Source organism: Pseudomonas sp. NFACC51, assembly GCF_900103575.1.
Classification (GTDB): Bacteria; Pseudomonadota; Gammaproteobacteria; order Pseudomonadales; family Pseudomonadaceae; genus Aquipseudomonas; species Aquipseudomonas fluorescens_Q.
Map to the genome: position 1 here is coordinate 176,645 of NZ_FMXH01000002.1, position 23,088 is coordinate 199,732.

23 protein-coding genes are annotated in these 23,088 nt (G+C 61.7%); 11 read left to right on the forward strand and 12 right to left on the reverse strand.

Annotated features, from left to right (window positions below; genetic code table 11):
• Nucleotides 1-6: 6 nt before the first annotated feature.
• From BLT00_RS04805 to BLT00_RS04825, 5 genes are read right to left on the reverse strand one after another with little or no spacing between them, the layout of a single operon-like run.
• Nucleotides 7-837 carry a DUF2797 domain-containing protein gene (locus BLT00_RS04805; RefSeq protein ID WP_072341749.1) on the reverse strand — a complete coding sequence of 277 codons (831 nt, stop codon included), beginning with the start codon at nt 835-837 and terminating at the stop codon, nt 7-9.
• A complete protein-coding gene (locus tag BLT00_RS04810; RefSeq protein ID WP_063320747.1) occupies nt 834-1,094 on the reverse strand; it encodes a YeaC family protein in 261 nt (86 codons plus the stop codon). The genes BLT00_RS04805 and BLT00_RS04810 overlap by 4 nt, the downstream gene beginning before the upstream one ends.
• 45 nt (nt 1,095-1,139) lie before the next feature.
• A complete protein-coding gene (locus BLT00_RS04815) occupies nt 1,140-2,012 on the reverse strand; it encodes a rhomboid family intramembrane serine protease (protein WP_092145933.1) in 873 nt (290 codons plus the stop codon).
• Nucleotides 2,009-2,983, reverse strand: coding sequence for a metallophosphoesterase (locus BLT00_RS04820; RefSeq protein ID WP_170862103.1), 975 nt, complete (start codon nt 2,981-2,983; stop codon nt 2,009-2,011). Before BLT00_RS04820 ends, BLT00_RS04815 begins: the two co-directional genes overlap by 4 nt.
• Nucleotides 2,980-3,870 carry an NAD(+) kinase gene (locus BLT00_RS04825; RefSeq protein ID WP_003202709.1) on the reverse strand — a complete coding sequence of 297 codons (891 nt, stop codon included), beginning with the start codon at nt 3,868-3,870 and terminating at the stop codon, nt 2,980-2,982. Before BLT00_RS04825 ends, BLT00_RS04820 begins: the two co-directional genes overlap by 4 nt.
• A 271-nt stretch (nt 3,871-4,141) precedes the next feature.
• Here BLT00_RS04825 and BLT00_RS04830 point away from each other — a divergent pair, with 271 nt between their 5' ends.
• Complete coding sequence (locus tag BLT00_RS04830; RefSeq protein ID WP_092145935.1) at nt 4,142-5,107, forward strand: DUF1853 family protein; 966 nt, start codon at nt 4,142-4,144, stop codon at nt 5,105-5,107.
• A gap of 124 nt (nt 5,108-5,231) precedes the next feature.
• Here the strand turns inward: BLT00_RS04830 and BLT00_RS04835 are convergent, their stop codons facing one another.
• The 3 genes from BLT00_RS04835 to BLT00_RS04845 all read right to left on the reverse strand — a co-directional run bounded on the left by BLT00_RS04835 (nt 5,232) and on the right by BLT00_RS04845 (nt 7,658).
• The gene (locus tag BLT00_RS04835; RefSeq protein WP_092145937.1) at nt 5,232-6,515 is read right to left on the reverse strand and encodes an arsenic transporter; all 1,284 of its coding nucleotides are present in this window, start codon (nt 6,513-6,515) and stop codon (nt 5,232-5,234) included.
• A 37-nt stretch (nt 6,516-6,552) separates the two neighbouring features.
• The gene (locus BLT00_RS04840) at nt 6,553-6,903 is read right to left on the reverse strand and encodes a metalloregulator ArsR/SmtB family transcription factor (RefSeq protein ID WP_063320742.1); all 351 of its coding nucleotides are present in this window, start codon (nt 6,901-6,903) and stop codon (nt 6,553-6,555) included.
• A 197-nt stretch (nt 6,904-7,100) separates the two neighbouring features.
• Entirely contained in the window at nt 7,101-7,658 is a 558-nt protein-coding gene (locus BLT00_RS04845) for an NADPH-dependent FMN reductase (protein ID WP_092145939.1), read from the reverse strand.
• Nucleotides 7,659-7,843: 185 nt separating this feature from the next.
• Between BLT00_RS04845 and BLT00_RS04850 the strand changes: the two genes are divergently transcribed.
• Nucleotides 7,844-8,107, forward strand: a complete 264-nt coding sequence (locus BLT00_RS04850; RefSeq protein WP_063320740.1) for a hypothetical protein — start codon at nt 7,844-7,846, stop codon at nt 8,105-8,107.
• 86 nt (nt 8,108-8,193) lie between these two features.
• The gene (locus tag BLT00_RS04855) at nt 8,194-9,087 is read left to right on the forward strand and encodes a LysR family transcriptional regulator (protein WP_092145941.1); all 894 of its coding nucleotides are present in this window, start codon (nt 8,194-8,196) and stop codon (nt 9,085-9,087) included.
• On the opposite strand, the gene BLT00_RS04860 is transcribed toward BLT00_RS04855, so the two are convergent.
• The 4 genes from BLT00_RS04860 to BLT00_RS04880 all read right to left on the reverse strand — a co-directional run bounded on the left by BLT00_RS04860 (nt 9,053) and on the right by BLT00_RS04880 (nt 12,257).
• A complete protein-coding gene (locus tag BLT00_RS04860) occupies nt 9,053-9,667 on the reverse strand; it encodes a GNAT family N-acetyltransferase (RefSeq protein ID WP_092145943.1) in 615 nt (204 codons plus the stop codon). The two genes, BLT00_RS04855 and BLT00_RS04860, sit on opposite strands and share 35 nt — an antisense overlap.
• A 326-nt stretch (nt 9,668-9,993) precedes the next feature.
• Nucleotides 9,994-10,755, reverse strand: a complete 762-nt coding sequence (gene dnaQ / locus BLT00_RS04870) for a DNA polymerase III subunit epsilon (protein ID WP_060741972.1) — start codon at nt 10,753-10,755, stop codon at nt 9,994-9,996.
• 201 nt (nt 10,756-10,956) lie between these two features.
• A complete protein-coding gene (gene rnhA, locus BLT00_RS04875) occupies nt 10,957-11,409 on the reverse strand; it encodes a ribonuclease HI (protein WP_092145947.1) in 453 nt (150 codons plus the stop codon).
• Between the two features lie 89 nt (nt 11,410-11,498).
• A complete protein-coding gene (locus BLT00_RS04880) occupies nt 11,499-12,257 on the reverse strand; it encodes a class I SAM-dependent methyltransferase (RefSeq protein WP_092145949.1) in 759 nt (252 codons plus the stop codon).
• Nucleotides 12,258-12,322: 65 nt separating this feature from the next.
• Here BLT00_RS04880 and gloB point away from each other — a divergent pair, with 65 nt between their 5' ends.
• The 8 genes from gloB to fabI all read left to right on the forward strand — a co-directional run bounded on the left by gloB (nt 12,323) and on the right by fabI (nt 23,088).
• Complete coding sequence (gene gloB, locus BLT00_RS04885) at nt 12,323-13,090, forward strand: hydroxyacylglutathione hydrolase (protein WP_092145951.1); 768 nt, start codon at nt 12,323-12,325, stop codon at nt 13,088-13,090.
• A gap of 99 nt (nt 13,091-13,189) precedes the next feature.
• Nucleotides 13,190-14,638 (forward strand): transglycosylase SLT domain-containing protein, encoded by a 1,449-nt coding sequence (locus BLT00_RS04890; protein ID WP_063320736.1) that lies wholly within the window; start codon nt 13,190-13,192, stop codon nt 14,636-14,638.
• Nucleotides 14,639-14,880: 242 nt separating this feature from the next.
• Nucleotides 14,881-16,713 carry an extracellular solute-binding protein gene (locus BLT00_RS04895; RefSeq protein ID WP_092145953.1) on the forward strand — a complete coding sequence of 611 codons (1,833 nt, stop codon included), beginning with the start codon at nt 14,881-14,883 and terminating at the stop codon, nt 16,711-16,713.
• Nucleotides 16,710-18,563 carry an extracellular solute-binding protein gene (locus tag BLT00_RS04900; protein WP_063320734.1) on the forward strand — a complete coding sequence of 618 codons (1,854 nt, stop codon included), beginning with the start codon at nt 16,710-16,712 and terminating at the stop codon, nt 18,561-18,563. Before BLT00_RS04895 ends, BLT00_RS04900 begins: the two co-directional genes overlap by 4 nt.
• A gap of 4 nt (nt 18,564-18,567) precedes the next feature.
• Complete coding sequence (locus BLT00_RS04905) at nt 18,568-19,641, forward strand: microcin C ABC transporter permease YejB (protein ID WP_063320733.1); 1,074 nt, start codon at nt 18,568-18,570, stop codon at nt 19,639-19,641.
• 1 nt (nt 19,642) lies between these two features.
• On the forward strand, nt 19,643-20,662 hold the full coding sequence (locus BLT00_RS04910) for an ABC transporter permease (RefSeq protein WP_092145955.1): 1,020 nt from the start codon (nt 19,643-19,645) through the stop codon (nt 20,660-20,662).
• 1 nt (nt 20,663) lies between these two features.
• Nucleotides 20,664-22,274, forward strand: a complete 1,611-nt coding sequence (locus BLT00_RS04915) for an ABC transporter ATP-binding protein (RefSeq protein WP_092145957.1) — start codon at nt 20,664-20,666, stop codon at nt 22,272-22,274.
• Between the two features lie 19 nt (nt 22,275-22,293).
• Nucleotides 22,294-23,088 carry an enoyl-ACP reductase FabI gene (gene fabI / locus BLT00_RS04920; protein ID WP_007988438.1) on the forward strand — a complete coding sequence of 265 codons (795 nt, stop codon included), beginning with the start codon at nt 22,294-22,296 and terminating at the stop codon, nt 23,086-23,088.

Consider the following 23,088-nt stretch of genomic DNA (forward strand, 5'->3'; position numbering starts at 1 on the left):
ATCCTTCTACTGATGCACGGCGAGCTGGTAGGCCGTGTATTTACGAATATTGATCACGCCGGTGTCAAAAATCAGGTACTGGCCCTTGATTCCCAGCAGCGTGCCTTCGGCAATCGGGTTCTTGTCCAGGTTGAAGCTGACGATCTTGGCCGGGTATTGCTCCACCGGATAACGGATCTCGATGGGTTCGACGTCCGCTATGGTCTGGATCGCTTGCAAGCCAAATCGTTCCTGCAAGCCCTGCAATCCCTGGGCGCAGCTTTCGAACAGCGCGTCGCGGATCGCAGGCAGGTCCACCGCCGCGGCGTCACCCTTGAGCAAGGCGCGCCAGTTGGTCTTGTCCGCCACCTGGCTGCGGAACAGGTCCTCGACAAACCCCGACTGCTGACGGGTGGCGACCCGCAGGATCGGCAGCGCCTGGCTTGCCCCCTGGTCCAACCAGCGGGTCGGCAATTGCGTGGCACGGGTGATGCCGACCTTCACGCCCGAGGAATTGGCCAGGTAGACCACATGATCGGTCATGCAGAACTGCTCGCCCCAAGCCGGATCACGGCAGGTGCCCGCCTCGTAATGGCAACGCTCGGGGCTCATGATGCACAGGTCGCACTGGGCCAGCTTGGTCATGCAGGGGTAACAATATCCCTGGCTGAAGCTGGTCTTGGTCCGGCGTCCACAGTGGGTGCAGTGGATCGCACCGAGGTACTCCAGGCGCACCGTGCTGCCGATCAACGGGTTGACCGGCACCTCGACATCGCCCAGGCGAAAGGCGTATTGAACGGTCGGCCCGTCAAGGCGCGCCGACATCTTGCTGATTGCACCGCGGCCAATCTCGATCAATGGATGGCGTCCGACTTGAACAGGATATTCGGCACTTCAGTGGACTTCGAATGGCATTCCTGCGCCCCCATGTAACCGGTGCGCTCGTCTTCGGGCAGGTTCTGGATTTCCCAGGCGATCATCGCCTGCAGCGACAGCTCGCGCTGCTCGGCGGTGAGCTTGTTGCCATCGGCCCATTTACCGATTTCCACCGCCAGTTTCAGGCTCCGGTAGATGTCGGGAGTGATGTTCTGGATCATTTCGTTGAAGGAAGCCATGGGTTCTCCGCGCAATTGCGCATTCTCAAAAGGCACAGGTGCCGGTCAAAGGGCCATTTTACGGCGAGCGAACAGCCCGCCCAACAACCCCGTGAAGCACCCGACGAGCAGCCCGCCGACGTGAGCCGCATTGGCGATTTCACCGAAACCGATCAGCGAAACCAGCCCGGACAGGCACAGCAGCAACCACACCAGCATCATCACCAACACCCCGCGGGGCAAGTGATAGGCCGGGTTCGGTGCAAGCAGTTGGTAGATCCAGCAATGGCCCAGCAAGCCGTACAACACCCCCGACAACCCACCGAACAGTGTCGGGCCGCTGAAAAAGTACTGGGCAAAATTGGAGACGAGGCTGAACAGCAGCGTCAGCCCCAACAAGTTGATGCCGCCCTGGCGCGCTTCGATCCGCCGTCCCAGTTCCCAGTACCACATGCCATTCATGGCGATGTGCAGAAAGCCAAAGTGAATCAGCATCGGCGTCACCAGGCGCCACCACTGCCCCGCCGCCAGGCTATCGGCCAACGGCGTGAACTGGATGTAGTCGCCAACGACGCGGAACTCGAGGAAGGTCAGCCAGCGCAGGATCTCAAGATTCTCCCCCAGCAGGGTGACCGCGCTGACGCTCAGGCTCAGCAACAACACCACGGCCGTCACTGGACTGCGCGTCAGTTGCTGGACGAACCCCGCTCGCCGGGAAGTGCCACCCGTGTTGGGCAGTTCCAACTGCTGATCGGGATCGCCGGCGGGAAAACGTGCGTACAACGAACGCACATCCTCACTGATTTCATCCGGCACCCAAAGCACCTGCTCGCCGGCCTCTTCGCTGACACGATGGGGTACCTGCATGCGTTGCAGCAGCTTGACGAAGCCACTCAAGTCCGCTGCCAGGGGCAGGCGCAATACCGCGACGACACTCATTGCAGCACCTCCGGCCGCTCGACATCGACCCAGACGAACTTGTGCGGATCCAGGCGGGTTTCCTGGTCGAGGCGATAGGCGACCAGCTTGCCGTAGAGCACCGCGCTGTAATCCAGGCAGGCCAGGTTCGGGCGGATCGGCGCGGGTTTGCCGCTGCGCCAGTAGTGGCCGACGAACAACAGCGGTTCGTGGACGCCATAGCGCAGCAGGTTGTTTTTTTCATCCGGCGACAGCGGCGTACGGGCCACCGGTTCCGGCAAGGCGTCGGGCTGGAAGACGATGTCGCCGTAGGTCTGCGGGTTGTCTTCCCAGAACTTGGTGCGGAAAAACGAACGGGTCAGGCCATCGCCACCGGTCAGCGTCAGGCCATGGGGCAGGCGCATGTCGGTGCCGCGCAGCAAACGATCGAATACCGTGCAGGCAAAACTGCCCGGTTGCGCCGAGGCCTGGAGGAAATGTTCGTCGACACAACCATCCGGGAACAGGCCACGCAGCGGTTCGATCAGGCCGGAGTCCCAACAGGCATGCACCACCCGGAACCGGCCGGCGTCGACAAACAGCGGCAGCTCATAGAACCACTTGAGAAAGTCATGCCAGTCGCCGGGATGCTGCTCGAACTGAGTCAGGGTCTCGTTGAGCAGGCGGGCATGGCGTGGCGTGTGTTCGCGCACGTAGCGCTGGCCACTGCCCGGCAATGCCGGTGTGCTCCAGCCCAGGGCATTGAACTCGTGGTTGCCCATGATGCACAGCGCCTGGCCGGCCACGACCATGTCGTGGACGATGTGCAGCGCCTCGCGGATCCGCGGGCCACGGTCGATGATGTCCCCCAGGAACACAGCCATGCGCGACGGATGCCGCCAGACCCCGCCCTGCTTGTGGTAACCGAGTCGGTCCAGCAGGTGTTCCAGGGTCAGGGCGCATCCGTGCACGTCACCGATCAAATCGTAACTGCGCGCAGGATCGAGCATCAGTCGCCTCCACCCCCCAACCGACTTCCCCAGCCGAGTTTGGTCCGGCAGACTTCATAGTAATTGTGATCCAGCGGATGGATCAGGCGCAGCTTCTGCGCTTTTTTGCTGACGGTGATGGTGTCACCCGGCGCGCAGGTGAAATGGTTCTGGCCGTCACAGGACACTTGCGGGTAGATCTGCATATCCTTGGACACGACGATTTTCAGCTCACTGTTGCCATCGACCACAATCGGTCGCCCAGACAAGGTATGGGGGTACATGGGCACAATCACAATAGCGTCGAGCTTGGGGTGCATGATCGGTCCGCCGGCCGACAGTGCGTAGGCCGTGGAACCGGTCGGGGTCGCGACGATCAGGCCGTCGGCCTTCTGGCTGCAGACGAACTGGCCGTCGATGTACAGCTCGAATTCGATCATGCGCGTGGACTTGCCGGGGTGCAGCACCACGTCATTGAGGGCATCGCCCTGGCCGATGGCCTCGGCGTGACGACGGACCTCGGCTTGCAGCAGGAAACGGTTTTCCACCAGGTAGTGGCCGTCCAGCACCTCGGCGACCTTGGTTTCCAGCTCGTCAGGGCGGATATCGGTGAGGAACCCCAGGCTGCCCCGGTTGATCCCCAGCACCGGGATGTTGTGCCGCGCCAGGGCCCGGGCAGCCCCCAGCAGGCTGCCGTCGCCGCCGACCACGATGACCATGTCGCAGACCTCGCCCAGCATCTTGCGCGACGACGTCTGCAGGCCATGGCCCGGCAAGACTTCGGCGATGGTGTCTTCGAGGATCACATGCAGGTGTCGCTCCAGGAGGAAACGTTTGAGACGGCGAACGGTGTCCAACACCTGCGAACTGCCCAGGCGACCGATGATGCCGATATTGCGAAATTGCTCCATGAGGCTCCTGCGAGGGTCTGCGGCGGGCGAAAAACACGATTATGGGCGAAAGCGCTCCATAGACAAAATTCTTTAAGCCTTCACCGTGGCGCAATGCTGTTATTCAAGGGGTACCTGAATCACCGTGGCGAGGGAGCTTGCTCCCGCTCGGTTGCGCAGCAACCGCCCCAAGGGGCCTGCTTCGCAGTCCAGCGGGAGCAAGCTCCCTTGCCACAGGGTCTTTACCTTCCTGAATTGACAGCATTGGCCGCATAGCGGCTATGCTCGCAAAATGATCCTGTTCCCTGAATTGCTGGACTTGCCCCGCCGCCTGCGCCATCCCGAAGTGCGCGACCTCGCGTGGGCGATCATCGCCCCGCCGATGCTCATCGACACGCCCTGGCCCCAGCGCCATCCCCTGGCCGGCAGTGACTGGGTGCAGGATCCCCATCGACTGGAACACTGGCTGCGACAACTGGACCGCGACAGCTACCCGCTGCTGCACTGCCTGTCCCTGGGACGGACGCGACGCCTGGGCCTGTATTACGAAAGGCTGTGGCAGTTCGCCGTGCAGCACGCTCCCGGCATCGAGCTGATTGCCGCGAACCTGCCGATCCGCCACGAAGGCCATACCCTGGGCGAACTGGACCTGCTGCTACGCGATCGTGACGGCATCCATCATCTGGAGTTGGCGATCAAGTTGTACCTCGGCCCGCAACAAGGTCACGGGCGGGACGCCGCGCAATGGCTGGGTCCGGGTTGCCATGACCGGCTTGACCGCAAGCTGGCCCATCTGCGCGAACACCAGTTGCCGATCTCGGCCCGCCCGGAAAGCCGTGAGGCCCTGGCGGCACTGGGTATTGAGCCGACCGGCCTCGAGGTATTCCGCTCCGAGCTCTGGCTCGGCGGCTACCTGCTCTACCCCTGGCCGGGCCACGCCGACCCGCCGACCGGTGCGCACCCCCGGCATTTGCGGGGCAGTTGGCTGCATCAGCGGGATTGGCCTGCATTCATCGCCCAGCGTCCACCTGGGCGCTGGCAACCCCTGCCCCGCGCCGCCTGGTTGGCCCCGGCCCATTATCCGGCGGAGCAGACCTGGAGCACCGAGCAACTGGAGGCCTGGCGAATGGCCCTCGACCCGATGGCGCCGGCGCAACTGATGGTGCGCCTGACTGAAAATGCCGAGGGCGAGTGGGAAGAAGCTGAGCGGCTATTCCTGGTGGCCGATCTTTGGCCGGATGTGCCGGGTAACAGCTGAGCCTTGTGCTGCCTGTCAGGGCCTCATCGCGAGCAAGCTCGCTTGTCCCACAAGGGGTCACATTCCTAGAGGAAGTTGCACTCCAATGTGGGAGCGAGCTTGCTCGACGTCAATTCGGTCTGGCCTAGAAGGACAACCGCACCGCCAGCGCCGCCAACGTCACCAGCAACACCGGCACCGTCAGCACGATCCCGACCTTGAAGTAGTACCCCCAGCCGATCCGGATGTTCTTGCGCTCCAGCACATGCAACCACAGCAAAGTCGCCAGGCTGCCGATCGGGGTGATTTTCGGGCCCAGGTCGCTGCCGATGACGTTGGCGTAGATCATCGCCTCCTTCACCACCCCGGTGGCCTGGCTGGCATCGATGGACAAGGCGCCGACCAGCACCGTCGGCAAATTGTTCATGGCCGACGAGAGCAACGCCGTCAGCACGCCGGTGCCCATGGCCGCCCCCCACACGCCATATTCGGCAAAGCCGTCAAGCCAATGGGCCAGGTAGCCGGTCAGCCCGGCATTGCGCAGGCCATAGACCACCAGGTACATGCCGAGGGAGAAGATCACGATCTGCCAGGGCGCTTCCTTCATCGCCTTGCGGGTGGAAATCTTGTGACCGCGGGCCGCGACCGCCAGCAGCAACGCAGCGCAGACCGCTGAGATCGCGCTGATGGGAATCCCCAGCGGCTCCAGCGCAAAGCAGCCCAGCAGCAGGATCACCAGCACCACCCAGCCGGCATAAAACGTTGCCTTGTCGTGGATCGCCGTCGCCGGATCGTCCAGTTGATCGGGGTCGTAGTTACCCGGGATGTCGCGACGAAAGAACCACAGCAAGATCGCCAGGCTGGCCGCCACGCTGACCAGGTTCACCGGCACCATGACCGCCGCGTAGCGGTTGAAGCCAATGCCGAAGAAGTCCGCCGAGACGATGTTCACCAGGTTCGACACCACCAGCGGCAGGCTCGCGCTGTCGGCAATGAAACCGGCGCCCATCACGAATGCCAGGGTCGCCGCCGGGGAAAAACGCAGCGCCAGCAGCATCGAGATCACGATCGGCGTCAGGATCAACGCCGCCCCGTCATTGGCGAACAACGCCGACACCAACGCCCCCAGCAGCACCATGAAGGCAAACAGCTTGCGCCCGCTGCCCTTTCCCCAACGGGCCACATGCAAGGCCGCCCAGGCAAAGAAGCCGGCCTCGTCCAGCAGCAGGCTGATGATGATCAGCGCGACAAACGTACCGGTGGCGTTCCAGATAATCTGCCAGACCAGTGCAATGTCACCGACCTGCACCACCCCGCTCAACAACGCCAGCAGCGCGCCGAGCGTCGCGCTCCAGCCGACGCCAAGCCCCTTGGGCTGCCAGATCACCAACGTAATGGTCAGCAGGAAAATCAATGACGCGATCAGCATGCGCAACAGCCTTGGAAGGAGGATTGAAAAGACGAAATCAGCAGCAACGCGCCACCGGACGATCAGCCATGGCCCCCAAACGCTCGACATCCGCCATCAGCCACGCCGTGTTGGCTGCCAACGCCTGCTCCAGCAAATTGCTGACCCAGGCCGGCAACTGCGGATGCAGACGGTAGTAGACCCATTGCCCCTGGCGCCGATCGCTGAGCAGGCTGGCGTTACGCAACTGCGCCAGGTGCCGGGAGATCTTCGGCTGGCTCAGGTCCAGCGCGGCGGTGAGCTCACAGACACACAACTCGCCTTCACGGGCCACCAGCAGCGCAATGCGCGTACGGGTGTCGTCGGCCAGCGCCTTGAAGACATCGACGGGATTGTGGGAATCAGACATGGCTAAGGACGGCCTGGAGGTACGAAGGGGCGAATATATGGAAATTCGAATATCCAGTAAAGCGGGGATTTGAAGTTGCACCTGTGGCGAGGGAGCTTGCTCCCGCTGGACTGCGAAGCAGGCCCCTTCGGGCGGTTGCTGCGCAACCGAGCGGGAGCAAGCTCCCTCGCCACGGGGTTATCTGGAGCCTCGGAACATCAGACCTTCTTGTGCTGCTCGACCCACTTGCCATAGGCATCGATGAATGTCTGCAGGAACGGCCGCACGGACTCCGAGAGATTGCCCGCCTCGTCGAACGCCGTCCCGGCGCCGCTCAGGTAGGCTTCCGGTTGCTGCATGCAAGGCACATTGAGGAACACCAGGGACTGGCGCAAATGATGGTTGGCACCAAAACCACCGATGGCGCCCGGCGATGCACTGATCACCGCGCCCGGCTTGCCACTCAGGCAACTCTGGCCATAGGGACGCGAGCCGACATCGATGGCATTTTTCAGCGGTGCCGGTACCGAGCGGTTGTACTCTGGCGTGACGAACAACAAGGCGTCGGCCGCGCCCACCTGCTGGCGGAATGTGGTGTAGGCTGCCGGCGGCGCTACATCAATGTCTTCGTTATAAAGTGGTAGCTCGCCGATCTCGACGATGTTCAGCTTGAGGTTCGCTGGCGCCAGGTCAGCCAGTGCCAGCGCCACCTTGCGGTTGATCGATGCCTTGCGCAGGCTGCCCACCAAAACGGCCACTGTGTAGACATTACTCATGAGAGGCTTCTCGACTATCGGCTCAAAGGAGCCTGTAGTTATAGATGATCGGGGTGACAATTGGACCAGTGGAGCGACGAAAACCTGGCGGCTGGACTATTTTTTTCATGTAGGAAAACTTACCGCGCTTGACCAGGGTCTACAGAACCGCAAATCGAGTGATTTATTTCCAGAGGTTCTAAGCGATGGCAGCAGTACTTGTCGGACAATTTCATGCGCGGGACGCCGAAGGTCGCGTCTATTCGGTGCATGAGTTTCAGGAATCGACCCCGTCGCCCGACGGAAACGGCAAGGAGCCTGTCACCACCTATAAGTTGGCTATCGGTGATCGAGTCAACAAACTCGAAGACGGAAAATTTATTCTAGTGCAATCTCAAATCGAACTGACGCGCGAACCGGAAACGCCACTGCAAGCTCAAACACCCACTGAAACGCAAATAGCTTCATAACCGGCAGTTATGAGCAGAAGTCGTGCCCGGACTTGGGTTAGGATTCAGCCACTCAATGGCTCACCCGCCGAACATGGACTTCTTGCATGCGTTTACGCCACATCGAAGTGATCCAGGCGCTGCTGCAGACCGGTCACCTCGGCACGGCGGCCGAATGGCTGCAACTGCCGGTGGCGGAGGTCGAGGCGATCCTGCGCGATGCCGAGGCCCAGTTGGGCTTCATGCTGTTTGCCAGCGTGCGCGGGCGCCTGCAGGCCACCCGGGAAACCCTTGAACTGCGCGACGGCATCACGCGGGTGTACGACACCCTCGAACCGGTGCAGCGCCTGGCCAGCAGCCTGAAACACTATCAGGCGCCACCCTTGCGCATTATCTGCACCCCGCCGCTGGCCCAGCAGTTGTTGCCCCAGAGCATCGCCGCCCTGCGTCGCCGCCATCCGGATGCGCCCTGCACCCTGCTCAGCCAACCGACTCGCGACATCGTCCACAGCCTGCTGTTGCGTGAAAGTGACCTGGGCCTGAGCTTGCACGACCCCGAACACCCCGACATCCATTGCCAGATGATCGCCCAGGGCAAACTGCAATTGCTGGCACCTCACGGCTGGCTGCAACCACGACAGAAATACATTTCGCTCCAGGACCTGGCAGGCCAGCCGTTGGTAGGCCTGGATGGCCATGACCCGCTGAGCCCGGCGTTCGAGCATAAACTGGCGGCGCTGCGTCCGGCGCCGATGATCCAGATCCGCGTCCAGACCCATCAGATGATGCGCGCGATGGTCGAGGCCGGCGAAGGCCTTGCCATCGTCGACCCGTTCACTGCCTCGGGTGCCAAGGGCAGTGGCCTGGACGTCTGCCCGGTATCGCCCGCCATTGCGATTAGCCTCTATGCCTTGAGCCTGAACGGCACGCCGCCCTCACCCGCTGTCCAATCGCTGCTGGAACGGGTTACGGAACAAGCCGAGGCGTTGCTGAGCCACTGATCGACATGCCCAGCGGATCGTCGAACAGCCGGTACCAGAACAACGCCACTTCGGCGGTATGTCGGTCAATGCCGCGATAGCGCAGGTGATCGATACCACCGAGCACGTAGCCGCAACGTTCATAGAGCCGGCATGCACCCAGATTGTTGTTCTGGGTTTCGAGCATGATGCCCGGCAGTTTTTTCTTGCGGCTCCAGAACTGGGCGACATCGAGCAATGCCTTGGCCACCCCGTGGCGACGGGCTGGGGCGTGCACCGCCAACTCGTCGATGTGGGCGTAGCCGTTCCAGTTGGTACTGACGACCAGATGCCCCACGGGCTGGTCGTCGAGATAGGCCATGAAAATCTCGCTGTCCGGGGCATTGCGGAAGCTGCTGAATTCCTCGGGATCGATGCCATAGCACTTGCGATAGGGAACAATGGGCGTCACCGGCCATTGGCTGACGGGCCGGCCGATCTGCGCCGTCGCGTAGTCGCTGACTTCGAAGCTGAAGTCACTGCCCCAGATATAAGCGGCAAAGCCGTCATCGACGACGCGCACCGACAACCCGGGGTGCTTGGGATTCATGACCGGTTGCATACTGGGGAAGGTCCTCATTCCTTGAGACAACCAACGGCGTGGTGCCATCCATTGCCCTTGCCTTTCAAATCTTCACACATCAAGCGGGATCCGTAGCCTGCCCGTTACCTCAGGGTAGAAGGTCGTGGCGATTGTGGCGAGAAATGAACGATGGATGCAGTAGCTCACACAAGGATTGCCTGGATCATTGTGGCGAGGGAGCTTGCTCCCGCTTGAGTGCGAAGCGCTCACAAAATGGGCTGCTACGCAGCCCAGCGGGAGCAAGCTCCCTCGCCACAGGCTCTTTACTTACCTTGAATGAACAGCATGGCTCTCACAGGGTTTCATCAGTGCGTGGCGGCCTGTGCCTCGGCCAACTGCGTCCACAATGCCGGAGCGCCTGCAGACTTGGCGATGGCTTCCAGACGCGCGGCATGTTCGGCCAGGTCGCTTTCGCTGGCGCGGATAATCCGCGATGGCTGGCGGTCAGCGGGCAAACGCCGGATCTCCGTGGCCTGGTTGCCGGAGCCTTCGCCGGTACCATTGCCGTCCGAGGCGTTACCGGCCAGGGACAGGCTGGTCTGGCCGCCGGTCATGGTCAGGTAGACGTCGGCCAGGATCTCGGAGTCGAGCAAGGCGCCGTGCAGTTCACGACCGGAGTTGTCGACGCCATAGCGCTTGCACAAGGCATCGAGGCTGTTGCGCTGCCCGGGGTGACGTTCCCTGGCCATCATCAAGGTGTCGAGGATGGTGCAATGCTGGGTAATGTCAGCCCGGTCGTGCTGGCCCATCAGGGCGAATTCGTTGTTGATGAACCCGACGTCGAACGCCGCGTTGTGGATGATCAACTGCGCGCCCTGGATGAATTCGAAGAACTCGTCGGCCACTTCGGCGAAACGCGGCTTGCCCACCAGAAATTCGTTGGTGATGCCGTGCACGCCAATGGCGCCTTCGTCGCTTTCGCGGTCCGGTTGCAGGTAAACGTGGAAATGGCGACCGGTCAGGCGCCGGCCGATCAGCTCGACACAACCGATTTCAATAATCCGGTGACCATCGGTCACCGGCATGCCGGTGGTTTCGGTATCCAGTACTACAGATCTGTTGGCCATCAGTGTTCAGCTCTCAGCGGGCAGTCTTGCAAAAGCGCGGATCTTAACACGCTCACGGAACGCGGTGCCGCACCTGTGGCGAGGGAGCTTGCTCCCGCTGGACTGCGAAGCAGGCCCCTTCGGGCGGTCGCTGCGCAACCGAGCGGGAGCAAGCTCCCTCGCCACAGGTGTCATCCTCTCCAGATCATGACAACGTCTCTATCAAGCCTGCTTGTAGCCCCGCACCTCATCCACCCCACGATTGGCCAACTGGTCCGCCCGTTCGTTGCCGTGGTGGCCGATGTGGCCGCGCACCCATTTCCAGGTGACGTTGTGGCGGTTGACCTGTTCATCCAGCAGCTTCCAGAGGTCGGCGTTTTTTACCGGTTCCTTTGCCGCCGTCTTCCAGCCGCGTTTCTTCCAGTTCGCCATCCATTCGTTGATGCCTTTCATGACGTACTGAGAGTCGGTCACCAACAGCACATCGCAGGGCCGCTTGAGCTCCTCCAGGCCACGGATGGCGCCCATCAGCTCCATGCGATTGTTGGTGGTATTGGCTTCGCCGCCCCAGAGCTCCTTCTCCACGCCCTTGCACACCAGCAACGCGCCCCAGCCGCCCGGACCGGGGTTGCCCTTGCAGGCGCCATCAGTGAAGAGTTCTACGTTATCGCTCATGCCAATCTATCCAGGAAAAAATGCAAAGGCCCGCCGATCAGGCCCGACAACACCCGCAGCCCAATGCCGGCAAGCACCATTGAAAAAGGTTACGGCTCGATGTGGCGACGATTGACCTTGGCCATTGGCAAAGGAATCAGCTTGCCCATCGGCTCGCGTCGCGCCTGGCGCACCGGGCGCAGACCGACCGCGATCTTGCGTGCCACCAGCAGGTAGAAACCACCACCGGAGAGCTGCCAATCACCGGCCTTGCGCTCCCAGCCGGCCAGGCGCGCCTGCCACTTGGGCGACGCGAGCGGCGGACGATAGCACCCGAAGCGGCGTTTCTCCAGCGCAAAGCCCAGCAGGTTGAGCCAGTCGCCGACCCTCGACGCCGAGATGCAGCGGGCCTGGCGCAAGGCATCGTGGGCAAACACATGACGCAAGCCCCAAGCGCTCCAGGGGTTGATGCCGATGATCAACAGATGGCCGCCGGGACGCACGCTGCTGGCGGCCTCACGCAACAGACCGTGGGGCGACAGGCAGAAATCCAGGCCGTGCTGCATGACCACCACGTCGGCGGCATGTTCGCTCAACGGCCAGGCCTGCTCCTCGCAGACGATTTCCACCCCGGGCAACGGCGCCCCCAGGCGCACGTTGCGCTGGACTTGCGGTGCCGACGGCGGCATTTGCGCCGAAGGGCCGTAGTGCACCAGATAGCCGCCGAAGAACCGGCCCAACTCGTCTTCGAGCATGCGCCGTTCTTCTTCCAGCAAAAATTGCCCGACAGGGCCGGACAGCCATTCACGGGCGGCGCTGATCAACGCCAGCCAGTCAGGATCAGCCTGAGCGAACGCTTCATCGGTCATTGCATTCTCCAACGCGTCAGGAAGTTCTAAGATGCGCCTTTGTTTTCCGCTTGGCGAATTCCACGATGATACAGATCAGTGCCCTGCCCGCATTCACCGATAACTACATCTGGTTGTTACAGGACCACGCCACCCTGCGCTGCGCCGTGGTCGACCCAGGTGACGCCGCTCCGGTGCAGGCCTGGCTCGAGACCCATCCGGGCTGGGTCCTGAGCGACATCTTGATCACCCACCATCACCATGATCATGTCGGCGGCGTCCAGGCGCTGAAGAATGCGACGAACGCCACCGTCTACGGCCCGGCCAGCGAAAACATCCCGGCGCGGGACAAGGCCCTGCATGACAACGACAAGGTCAGCGTGCTCGGCTGGGACTTCGATGTCTACGCCGTGCCTGGCCATACCCTCGGGCACATTGCCTACTACCGCCATGGCCTGCTGTTCTGTGGCGACACCCTGTTCGCCGCCGGTTGCGGCCGGCTCTTCGAAGGCACGCCTGCGCAAATGCACCATTCGCTCAGTCGCCTCGCCGCCCTGCCTGAAGATACGCTGGTCTACTGCACCCATGAATATACCCTCAGCAACCTGAAGTTCGCGGCCGCCGTGGAGCCCGGCAATCCGGACGTCGCTGCCCGCCTGGAAAAAGTCAGCCGGCAACGCAACGAAGGCATCATGACCCTGCCCTCGACCCTGGCCCTGGAAAAACTCACCAATCCGTTCCTGCGCACGACTGAAACATCCGTTAAACAAAAAGCAGACGAACGGAACGGCCAGCGAAACCAGACGCCGAGTGAGGTTTTTGCGGCCTTGAGGGCTTGGAAAGATACGTTCTAAGGCAGCTATCGATTGATACAAAAATTCTGAAAGGTTGACCTGTTGGGGTGCGCTTCCTAGAATCGGCCGACATTTTTGCCCGGAACTTACTTCCAGCCAATGTCGTCATCCATACGCAGGTCCGTCCAGTCAGACACATTGACCCGCTTGGCTCAAGCCATCGCGGTGGCTGTGTCCGCCACCTTGGCGGGCTGCCAGAGCACGAGCCAGCTGCCGCAGACCGACGCGGCACACACACCGAATATCGCCGCTCGCGCCAAACAGAAGCCGGTATGGCTCACCGAGAAACCCAGCCCTCAAGTCCCCCAGGACGTCTGGGAGCGCATGCGCCAGGGCTTCCAGTTGCAGGAAACGGCCGGCGTCAACCCGCGTATCGAGCAACAGCGCCTGTGGTTCGCCAGCAACCCTTCCTTCATGGAAAACGCCGGTGAGCGCGGCAGCCTGTACATCCACTACATCGTCGAACGCCTCGAAGAGCGCAACATGCCGCTGGAACTGGCGTTGCTGCCGGTGATCGAGAGTGCCTACAACCCCATGGCCTATTCCCGGGCCAACGCAGTGGGCCTGTGGCAATTCATCCCGTCCACGGGGCGTTACTTCAACTTGCGTCAGACCCGCTTCTATGACGGACGTCGCGACATCACCGCCTCCACCACGGCCGCCCTGGACTACCTGACGCGCCTGCACGACATGTTCAACGGCGACTGGTTGCTGGCGCTGGCGGCCTACAACGCCGGCGAGGGTACGGTCAGCCGCGCCATCGAGCGCAACGAAAAGCTTGGCCTGCCCACCGACTACTGGAACCTGCCGCTGCCCAGCGAGACCCAGGCCTATGTGCCAAAGTTGCTGGCGCTGTCCCAGGTGGTGCTCTCGCCCGATGCCTATGGCGTGAACCTCAACCCGATCGCCAACGAACCCTATTTCCAGGTCGTCGAGATCAACCAGCGCATGGACCTGTCCAAGGTCGCGGCGGTGGCCAACATCGACGAAGACGAGCTGTTCCAGCTCAACCCGGCCTTCAAGCAACGCACCACCATCGACGGCCCCCAGCACCTGTTGGTGCCCACGTCCAAGGCCCAGCTGCTGACCGCCAGCCTGTCGACCATGCGCCCGGAAGAGCTGATCAGCCAGCGCGCGCTCAAGCCGGTTTTCGAATCCGCCGACGACAGCGAAGTGGAAGGTGCCAGGCGCACCTACCGCGTCAAACGCGGCGACAACCTGGCTCAGATCGCCAAGGCCAACAACGTCCAGACCAAGGACCTGCAACGCTGGAACAAGCTCAGTGGCAACAAGCTCAAGGTCGGCCAGACCCTGGTGATGCAGGACGCCAAGGCCAGCAAGGCCCGTGGCAAGCGCATCAGCACCGTGGTGGCCGCCAACAGCAAGGACCAGAAGAAGCAGACCCAATACAAGGTCAAGCAAGGTGATTCGCTGTACGTCGTCGCCAAGCGCTTCAACGTGGAAATGCAGCACCTCAAGCGCTGGAACCCGCGGATGGGCAAGGCACTCAAGCCTGGGCAGATGCTGACGGTCTACTCCCCGCACTGACGGCCCTGTGGCGAGGGAGCTTGCTCCCGCTGGGTTGCGCAGCAGCCCCAAAAGCAGCGACTCAATCCACCTGTCACACCGAGGTGCCAGATTCGGGGTCGCTTCGCAACCCAGCGGGAGCAAGCTCCCTCGCCACAGTTCAAGCAAACCCTGAAGCTTTGAGCCCCCGCCTTTTTCCTGCCCATACAAGCTGTTACTGTACAGGCCATAAAAGCCCAAGCCGCCTGGATCGGATCTCAGACTTGATACGTCCCCTCCTCTTGCTCCTGATCAGCCTGGCCTTGAGCTCTCCCGCCAGCGCAACCATCAGCGAAAGCCATGGCTATGCGCAGTTCGGCACGCTCAAGTACCCGGCCAGATTCACCCACTTCGACTGGGTCAACCCGCAAGCGCCCAAGGGCGGTGTCTTGCGAGTCATGGCATTCGGCACCTTCGATACGCTCAATCCCTACACGTTCAAGGGCAGCAGCCCGGTTTCCACGCCCAATTTCCTGCAATACGGCATCAATGAGCTGAACGAACCACTGATGGTCGGCACAGGCCAGTACGCACCGTCCGGTGATGAACCGACGTCGAGCTACGGCCTGATCGCCCAGTCGGTGGAGTACAGCGAGGACCGCAGCTGGGTGGTGTTCAACCTGCGCCCCGAAGCGCGCTTCCACGATGGCGTGCCCATCACCGCCTATGACGTGGCGTTCTCCTACAGGACCCTGCTCAAGGATGGGCACCCCCAATACCGTACCAACCTGCAGGAAGTGCTACGGGTCGACATTCTCAACCCACGGAGAATCCGCTTTGTCTTCAAGCGCGCGGGCAATCCGCTGCTGATCCTGCGCCTGGGGGAACTGCCGGTGTTGCCCCAACATTACTGGAAAGACCGCGATTTCAAGGCGACGACCTTCGAACCGCCCCTGGGCAGCGGGCCGTATCGCATCACCAAAGTGCAACCAGGCCGCCAGCTGGTGTTCGAACGAGTCAAGGATTACTGGGGCAAGGAACTGCCGGTCAATCGCGGCAAGTACAACTACGACCGCATGGACGTGGAGTTCTATCGTGACAGCGAAGTTGCCTTCGAAGCCTTCAAGGCTGGCGAGTTCGATATCTACATCGAACACCAGGCCAAGAACTGGGCCAATGGCTATGACTTTCCGGCGATCAAGCGCGGCGACATAATCAAGGCGCAGATTCCCCACCAGATCCCGACCCAGACCCAAGGCCTGTTCATGAACACCCGGCGCGGCACGTTTGCCGAAGTCAAGGTACGTGAAGCCCTGGGGCTGATGTTTGATTTCGAGTGGACCAACCGCACCCTGTTCAGCGGCGCCTACAAGCGCACCCTCAGTTATTACCCCAACAGCGAGTTTTCCGCCACTGGCCTGCCGGTGGGCCATGAATGGCTGCTGCTCAAGCCGTACCGGGAACAATTGCCGGCCAAACTGCTCACCGAACCCTTCAGCTTGCCCAAGACCGACGGTCGCGGCATTCCCCGGGAAACCCTGCGTAAAGCCCTGGGGTTATTGAAGCAAGCAGGTTGGAACCTCAACGGCCAACGCCTGCTGAACGCCGACAGCCAGCCCCTGAGCTTCGAAATCCTGCTGGTGAACCCGAACCTGGAGCGCATCCTGCAACCCTACGTCGAGAACCTCGCCAGCATCGGCATCCAGGCCCGGCTGCGCACGGTGGACCGAGCCCAATACAAGCAGCGTCTTGACCAGTTCGACTTCGACATGATCCTGTTGACCTTGAGCCAGACCCTCAGCCCGGGTCTCGAGCAATGGCAGTACTTCCACTCCAGCCAGGTCGGGGTCAAGGGCAGCAAGAATTACTCCGGGATCGCCAACCCAGTGGTCGACCATCTGCTGGAAAAGCTGCTCGCCGCCCAGACCCGCGACGAACAGGTCGCCGCCGGCAAGGCGCTGGATCGCGTGCTGCTGTGGCAGCATTACTGCATTCCCAACTGGTATCTCAATTATCATCGCCTGGCTTATCGAAACCGGTTCGCCTTCGTCACCACGCCGCCCTACACCCTGGGCCTGAGCGCATGGTGGCTGAAATCTTCGGAGAAAGATCAATGAAGCCTTTACGCGCCCTGCTCCTGCAGGCCAGCAGCCTGTTATTCACCGGGCTGGCCTGCGCCGCGCCGCAGCATGCCGTGACCTTGTACAACGAGCCGCCGAAGTACCCGGCCAACTTCAAGCATTTCGACTACGTCAACCCGGACGCGCCCAAAGGCGGAATCTTCCGCCAGGGCGGTTTTGGGGGCTTCGACAGCCTCAACCCGTTCATCAGCAAAGGCGTGCCGGCCGATGACATCGGCTTGATCTACGACACCCTGGCCAAGCAGGGCCTGGACGAACCGTTCACCGAATATGGCCTGATCGCCGAAAAAATCGAGAAAGCCCCGGACAATGGCTGGGTGCGCTTTTACCTGCGCCCCGAAGCCCGTTTCAACGACGGCCATCCGGTACGCGCCGAAGACGTGGTCTTCAGCTTCCAGACCCTGACCAAGGACGGCGCGCCGATGTTTCGCGGCTATTACAACGACGTCGCCGACGTCATCGCCGAAGACCCGCTCAAGGTTTTGTTCAAGTTCAAGCACACCAATAATCGTGAACTGCCGTTGATCCTCGGCCAACTGCCGGTATTGCCGAAACACTGGTGGGCCGAGCGCGACTTCAGCAAGGGCAATCTGGAGATCCCCCTGGGCAGCGGCCCCTACAAAGTCGCTGAAGTGAAGGCCGGACGCTCGATCCGTTATGAGCGAGTGAAGGACTATTGGGGCAAGGACCTGCCGGTCAATCGCGGCTTTTATAATTTCGACGTACTGGCGACCGACTACTACCGCGACAACACCGTCGCGGTCGAGGCCTTGAAAGCCGGGCAGTTTGATTTCTGGCTGGAAATGACCGCCAAGAACTGGGCCAACGCCTACAACATCCCAGCCGTGACCGAAGGCCGATTGATCAAGGAACAGATCCCCAACGGCAACCCCACCGGCATGCAGGGTTTTGTCTACAACCTGCGCCGGCCGATCTTCCAGGACGTACGGGTGCGCAAGGCCTTGAGCCTGTTGTTGGACTTCGAGTGGACCAACAAGCAGCTATTCAACGGCGCCTACGCCCGCACCCGCAGCTATTTCGAGAATTCGGAGATGGCGGCCACCGGGCTGCCCGGCGAAGACGAGCTGAAGATCCTCGAACCCCTGCGCGGCAAGATTCCCGAACAGGTCTTCACCGACGCCTTCCAGCCGTCGATGTGTGACGGCAGCGGCATGATCCGCGACCAGCAGCGCAAGGCCTACCAATTGCTGCAAGAGGCCGGCTGGCGCATCGTCGACGACAAGATGGTCGATGCCCAAGGCAAACCGGTGGTGCTGGAGTTTTTGCTGGCCCAGACCGAGTTCGAACGGATACTGCTGCCGTTCAAGCGCAACCTGAGCGACCTGGGCATCGAGCTGATCATCCGTCGGGTCGACGTCTCCCAATTCGTCAACCGTGTACGCTCCCGGGACTTTGACCTGGTGGTGGGCAGCTTCCCGCAATCCAGCTCACCGGGTAACGAACAGCGCGAGTTCTGGATGTCGGCCGCCGCCGACAAACCCGGCAGCCGCAACACCATGGGCCTTAAGGATCCAGCCGTTGACCAGTTGGTGGAACAACTGATCAACGCCGATTCGCGCAAGAGCCTGGTAGCTCACGCCCGGGCGCTGGATCGGGTTTTGCAATGGGGCTACTACGTGATCCCGAACTGGCACATCAAGACCTGGCGCGTGGCCTACTGGAACCACATCGGCCATCCGAAAATCACGCCGACCTATGACATCGGCACCACCACCTGGTGGGTCAAGCCGGAGGTCAAGCCGGCCGATGAAGTAGAGAAGCAGGTCATCGAGCAGCAAATCGCCGCCCCTGCGAGCGTGGAGTAACGAAATGCTGGCTTACATTTTTCGGCGACTGCTGCTGATCATCCCGACCCTGTTCGGCATTCTGCTGATCAACTTCGTCATCATCCAGGCCGCGCCCGGCGGGCCGGTGGAGCAGATGATCGCCAAGCTCGAAGGTTTCGAAGGCGCCACCAGCCGCATTGCCGGCGGCGGTGCCGAAGTGTCGGTGGCCGGTTCCTCCTACCGCGGCGCCCAAGGCCTGGACCCGGCGCTGGTCAAGGAAATCGAGCGTATGTACGGCTTTGACAAGTCGGCACCCGAACGCCTGTGGATCATGATCAAGAACTACGCCCACCTGGACTTCGGCGACAGTTTTTTTCGCGATGCCAAGGTCATCGACCTGATCAAGGAAAAGATGCCGGTGTCCATCTCCCTCGGGTTGTGGAGCACGCTGATCATGTACCTGGTGTCGATCCCGCTGGGGATCGCCAAGGCCACTCGGCACGGCAGCCATTTCGACGTCTGGACCAGCTCGGCCATCATCGTCGGCTACGCGATCCCGTCGTTCCTGTTCGCCATCCTGCTGATCGTGGTGTTTGCCGGCGGCAGCTATTTCGACTGGTTCCCCTTGCGCGGACTGACCTCCAACAACTTCGACGAATTGAGCATGGGCGGCAAGATCCTCGATTACTTCTGGCACCTGGCCTTGCCCGTGACCGCCCTGGTGATCGGTAACTTCGCCACCATGACCCTGCTGACCAAGAACAGTTTCCTCGACGAAATCAACAAGCAATACGTGGTCACCGCCAAGGCCAAGGGCCTGACCCGCCACCGGGTGCTCTATGGCCACGTATTCCGCAACGCCATGCTGCTGGTGATCGCCGGTTTCCCTTCGGCATTCATCGGGATCTTCTTTACCGGCTCCCTGCTGGTGGAAGTGATCTTCTCCCTCGACGGCCTGGGCCTGATGAGTTTCGAAGCGGCGATCAACCGCGACTACCCGGTGGTGTTCGGCACCCTATTCATCTTCACCTTGCTGGGACTGGTGGTGAAACTGATCGGCGATTTGACCTACACCTTTGTCGATCCGCGCATCGACTTCGAAAGCCGGGAGCATTGAGATGAACCTGTCCCCTCTCAATCGCCGCCGCTTCGAACTGTTCAAGGCCAACAAGCGTGGCTGGTGGTCGCTGTGGCTGTTCCTGATCCTGTTCGGGCTGAGCCTGGGCGCCGAGTTGATCGCCAACGACAAGCCGCTGGTGGTGCATTACGACGACGGCTGGTACTTCCCGGCCGTCAAGCGCTACCCGGAAACCACGTTCGGCGGCGAATTCCCGCTGGAAGCCAACTACAAGAGCCCGTACATCCGTGAACTGCTGGCGGCCAAGAACGCCTGGGTGCTGTGGGCACCGATTCCGTTCAGCTACCAGAGCATCAACTACGACCTGAAGGTCCCGGCCCCGGCACCGCCCTCTTCCGTGAACTGGCTGGGCACCGATGACCAGGGCCGCGATGTCCTGGCCCGGGTCATCTATGGCTTCCGCATCTCGGTACTGTTTGCCCTGACGCTGACCGTGCTCAGCTCGATCATCGGCGTGATCGCCGGCGCCCTGCAGGGCTTCTATGGCGGCTGGGTGGACCTGGCTGGCCAACGCTTCCTGGAAATCTGGTCCGGGCTGCCGGTGCTGTACCTGCTGATCATCCTGGCCAGTTTCGTCCAGCCCAACTTCTGGTGGCTGCTGGGCATCATGCTGCTGTTTTCCTGGATGAGCCTGGTGGACGTGGTCCGTGCCGAATTCCTGCGCGGGCGCAACCTGGAATACGTCCGCGCGGCGCGGGCACTGGGCATGCAGAACGGCGCGATCATGTTCCGTCACATCCTGCCCAACGCCATGGTCTCGACCATGACGTTCATGCCGTTCATCCTCACCGGCGCCATTGGCACCCTCACCGCCCTGGATTTCCTCGGCTTTGGCCTGCCGCCCGGCGCACCGTCCCTGGGGGAGCTGGTGGCCCAGGGCAAATCCAACCTCCAGGCGCCATGGCTGGGCATCAGCGCGTTCGCCGTGCTGGCCGTGATGCTGAGCCTGCTGGTGTTCATCGGCGAGTCCGCTCGCGATGCCTTCGATCCGAGGAAATGAAATGAACCAGGATAATCTGATCGAAGTGCGTGACCTGGCGGTGGAGTTCATTGTTGGCGAACGCCGCCAACGTGTGGTCGAGGGGGTCAGTTTCGATATCAAGCGCGGCGAAACCCTGGCCCTGGTGGGTGAAAGCGGCTCGGGCAAATCAGTCACCGCCCACTCGATCCTGCGGTTGCTGCCCTACCCGCTGGCCCATCACCCCACCGGGACCATCCAGTATGCCGGCCAGAATTTGCTGGGCTTGAAGGAAAAAACCATCCGTCATATCCGCGGCAACCGGATCGCGATGATTTTCCAGGAGCCGATGACATCCCTCAACCCGCTGCACTCCATTGAAAAACAGATCAATGAAGTGCTCGGCATCCACAAGGGCCTGAGCGGCAAGGTCGCGACCCACCGGACCCTCGAGTTGCTGGAACTGGTCGGCATTCCCGAGCCCCACAAGCGCCTCAAAGCCCTGCCCCACGAGCTGTCCGGCGGCCAGCGCCAGCGGGTGATGATCGCCATGGCCCTCGCCAACGAGCCGGAACTGCTGATCGCCGACGAGCCGACCACCGCGCTGGATGTCACCGTCCAGCTGAAAATCCTCGAATTACTCAAGCAATTGCAGGCGCGATTGGGCATGTCGCTGCTGCTGATCAGCCACGATTTGAACCTGGTGCGAAGAATTGCGCATCGCGTATGTGTCATGCAGCGCGGTTGCATCGTCGAACAGGCATCGTGCGAAGAGTTGTTCCGCGCACCGCAGCATCCGTACACTCGGGAACTGCTGGGCGCCGAACCCAGCGGCACCCCGGCGAGTAACGTCGTCGGCCCGCCGCTGTTGCAGGTCGAGGACCTGAAAGTCTGGTTCCCGATCAAGAAAGGCCTGTTCAAGCGCACGGTAGACTACATCAAGGCCGTGGACGGTATCCGCTTCAGCCTGCCCCAGGGCCAGACCCTGGGTATCGTCGGCGAAAGCGGTTCCGGCAAATCCACCCTGGGGCTGGCAATCCTGCGATTGATCGGCAGCCAGGGCGGGATCCGCTTCGAAGGCAAGCAGCTGGACAGCCTGACGCAGCAACAAGTCCGGCCGCTACGCCGGGAGATGCAAGTGGTGTTTCAGGACCCGTTTGGTAGCCTGAGCCCACGGATGTGTGTGAGCCAGATCGTCGGCGAAGGCCTGCGGATCCACAAGATCGGCACCGAAGCCGAACAGGAACAAGCGATAATCGCGGCATTGAAGGAGGTAGGCCTGGACCCGGAAACCCGGAACCGCTACCCCCATGAATTTTCCGGAGGGCAACGGCAGCGTATCGCCATTGCCCGGGCCCTGGTGCTCAAGCCGGCGTTGATTCTGCTGGATGAACCAACGTCGGCCCTGGACCGTACCGTGCAACGCCAAGTGGTGGAGCTGTTGCGGTCGTTGCAAACCAAGTACAACCTGACGTACCTGTTTATCAGCCATGACCTGGCTGTCGTCAAAGCGCTGAGCCACCAGTTGATGGTGGTCAAGCATGGCCAAGTGGTCGAACAAGGTGATGCCCGCAGCATATTCGCCGCGCCGCAGCACCCCTATACACAGCAGTTGCTGGAGGCCGCCTTCCTGGCCCCAACAACTGCCGAATAACCTGAAAGAGGAGCAACACATGGGTTTTCTCGCCGGTAAGCGCGTACTGATCGTCGGTGTCGCCAGCAAGCTGTCCATCGCATCCGGCATCGCCGCCGCCATGCATCGCGAGGGCGCTGAGCTTGCCTTCACTTATCAGAACGACAAACTCAAGGGTCGTGTCGAAGAATTCGCACAAGGCTGGGGCTCGAGCCCTGAGCTGTGCTTCCCGTGCGACGTGGCCAGCGACGAAGAAATCGCCAAGGTCTTCGAAGAACTGAGCAAGAAGTGGGATGGCCTGGACTGCATCGTGCACTCCGTGGGCTTCGCCCCGGGCGACCAACTGGACGGCGACTTCACCGAAGCCACCACCCGCGAAGGTTTCCGCATTGCCCACGACATCAGCGCCTACAGCTTCGTGGCCCTGGCCAAGGCCGGTCGCGAAATGATGAAAGGCCGCAACGGCAGCCTGCTGACCCTGTCGTACCTGGGCGCCGAGCGCACCATGCCGAACTACAACGTCATGGGCATGGCCAAGGCCTCCCTGGAAGCCGGCGTACGTTACCTGGCCGGCTCCCTGGGCCCGGACGGCACCCGCGTCAACTGCGTATCGGCAGGTCCGATCCGCACCCTCGCCGCTTCCGGCATCAAGAACTTCCGCAAGATGCTGGCCGCCAACGAAGCGCAGACCCCGCTGCGTCGCAACGTCACCATCGAAGAAGTCGGCAACGCCGGCGCCTTCCTGTGCTCGGACCTGGCGTCGGGCATCAGCGGTGAAATCATGTACGTGGACGGCGGCTTCAACACCACCGCCATGGGTAGCCTCGAAGAGTAA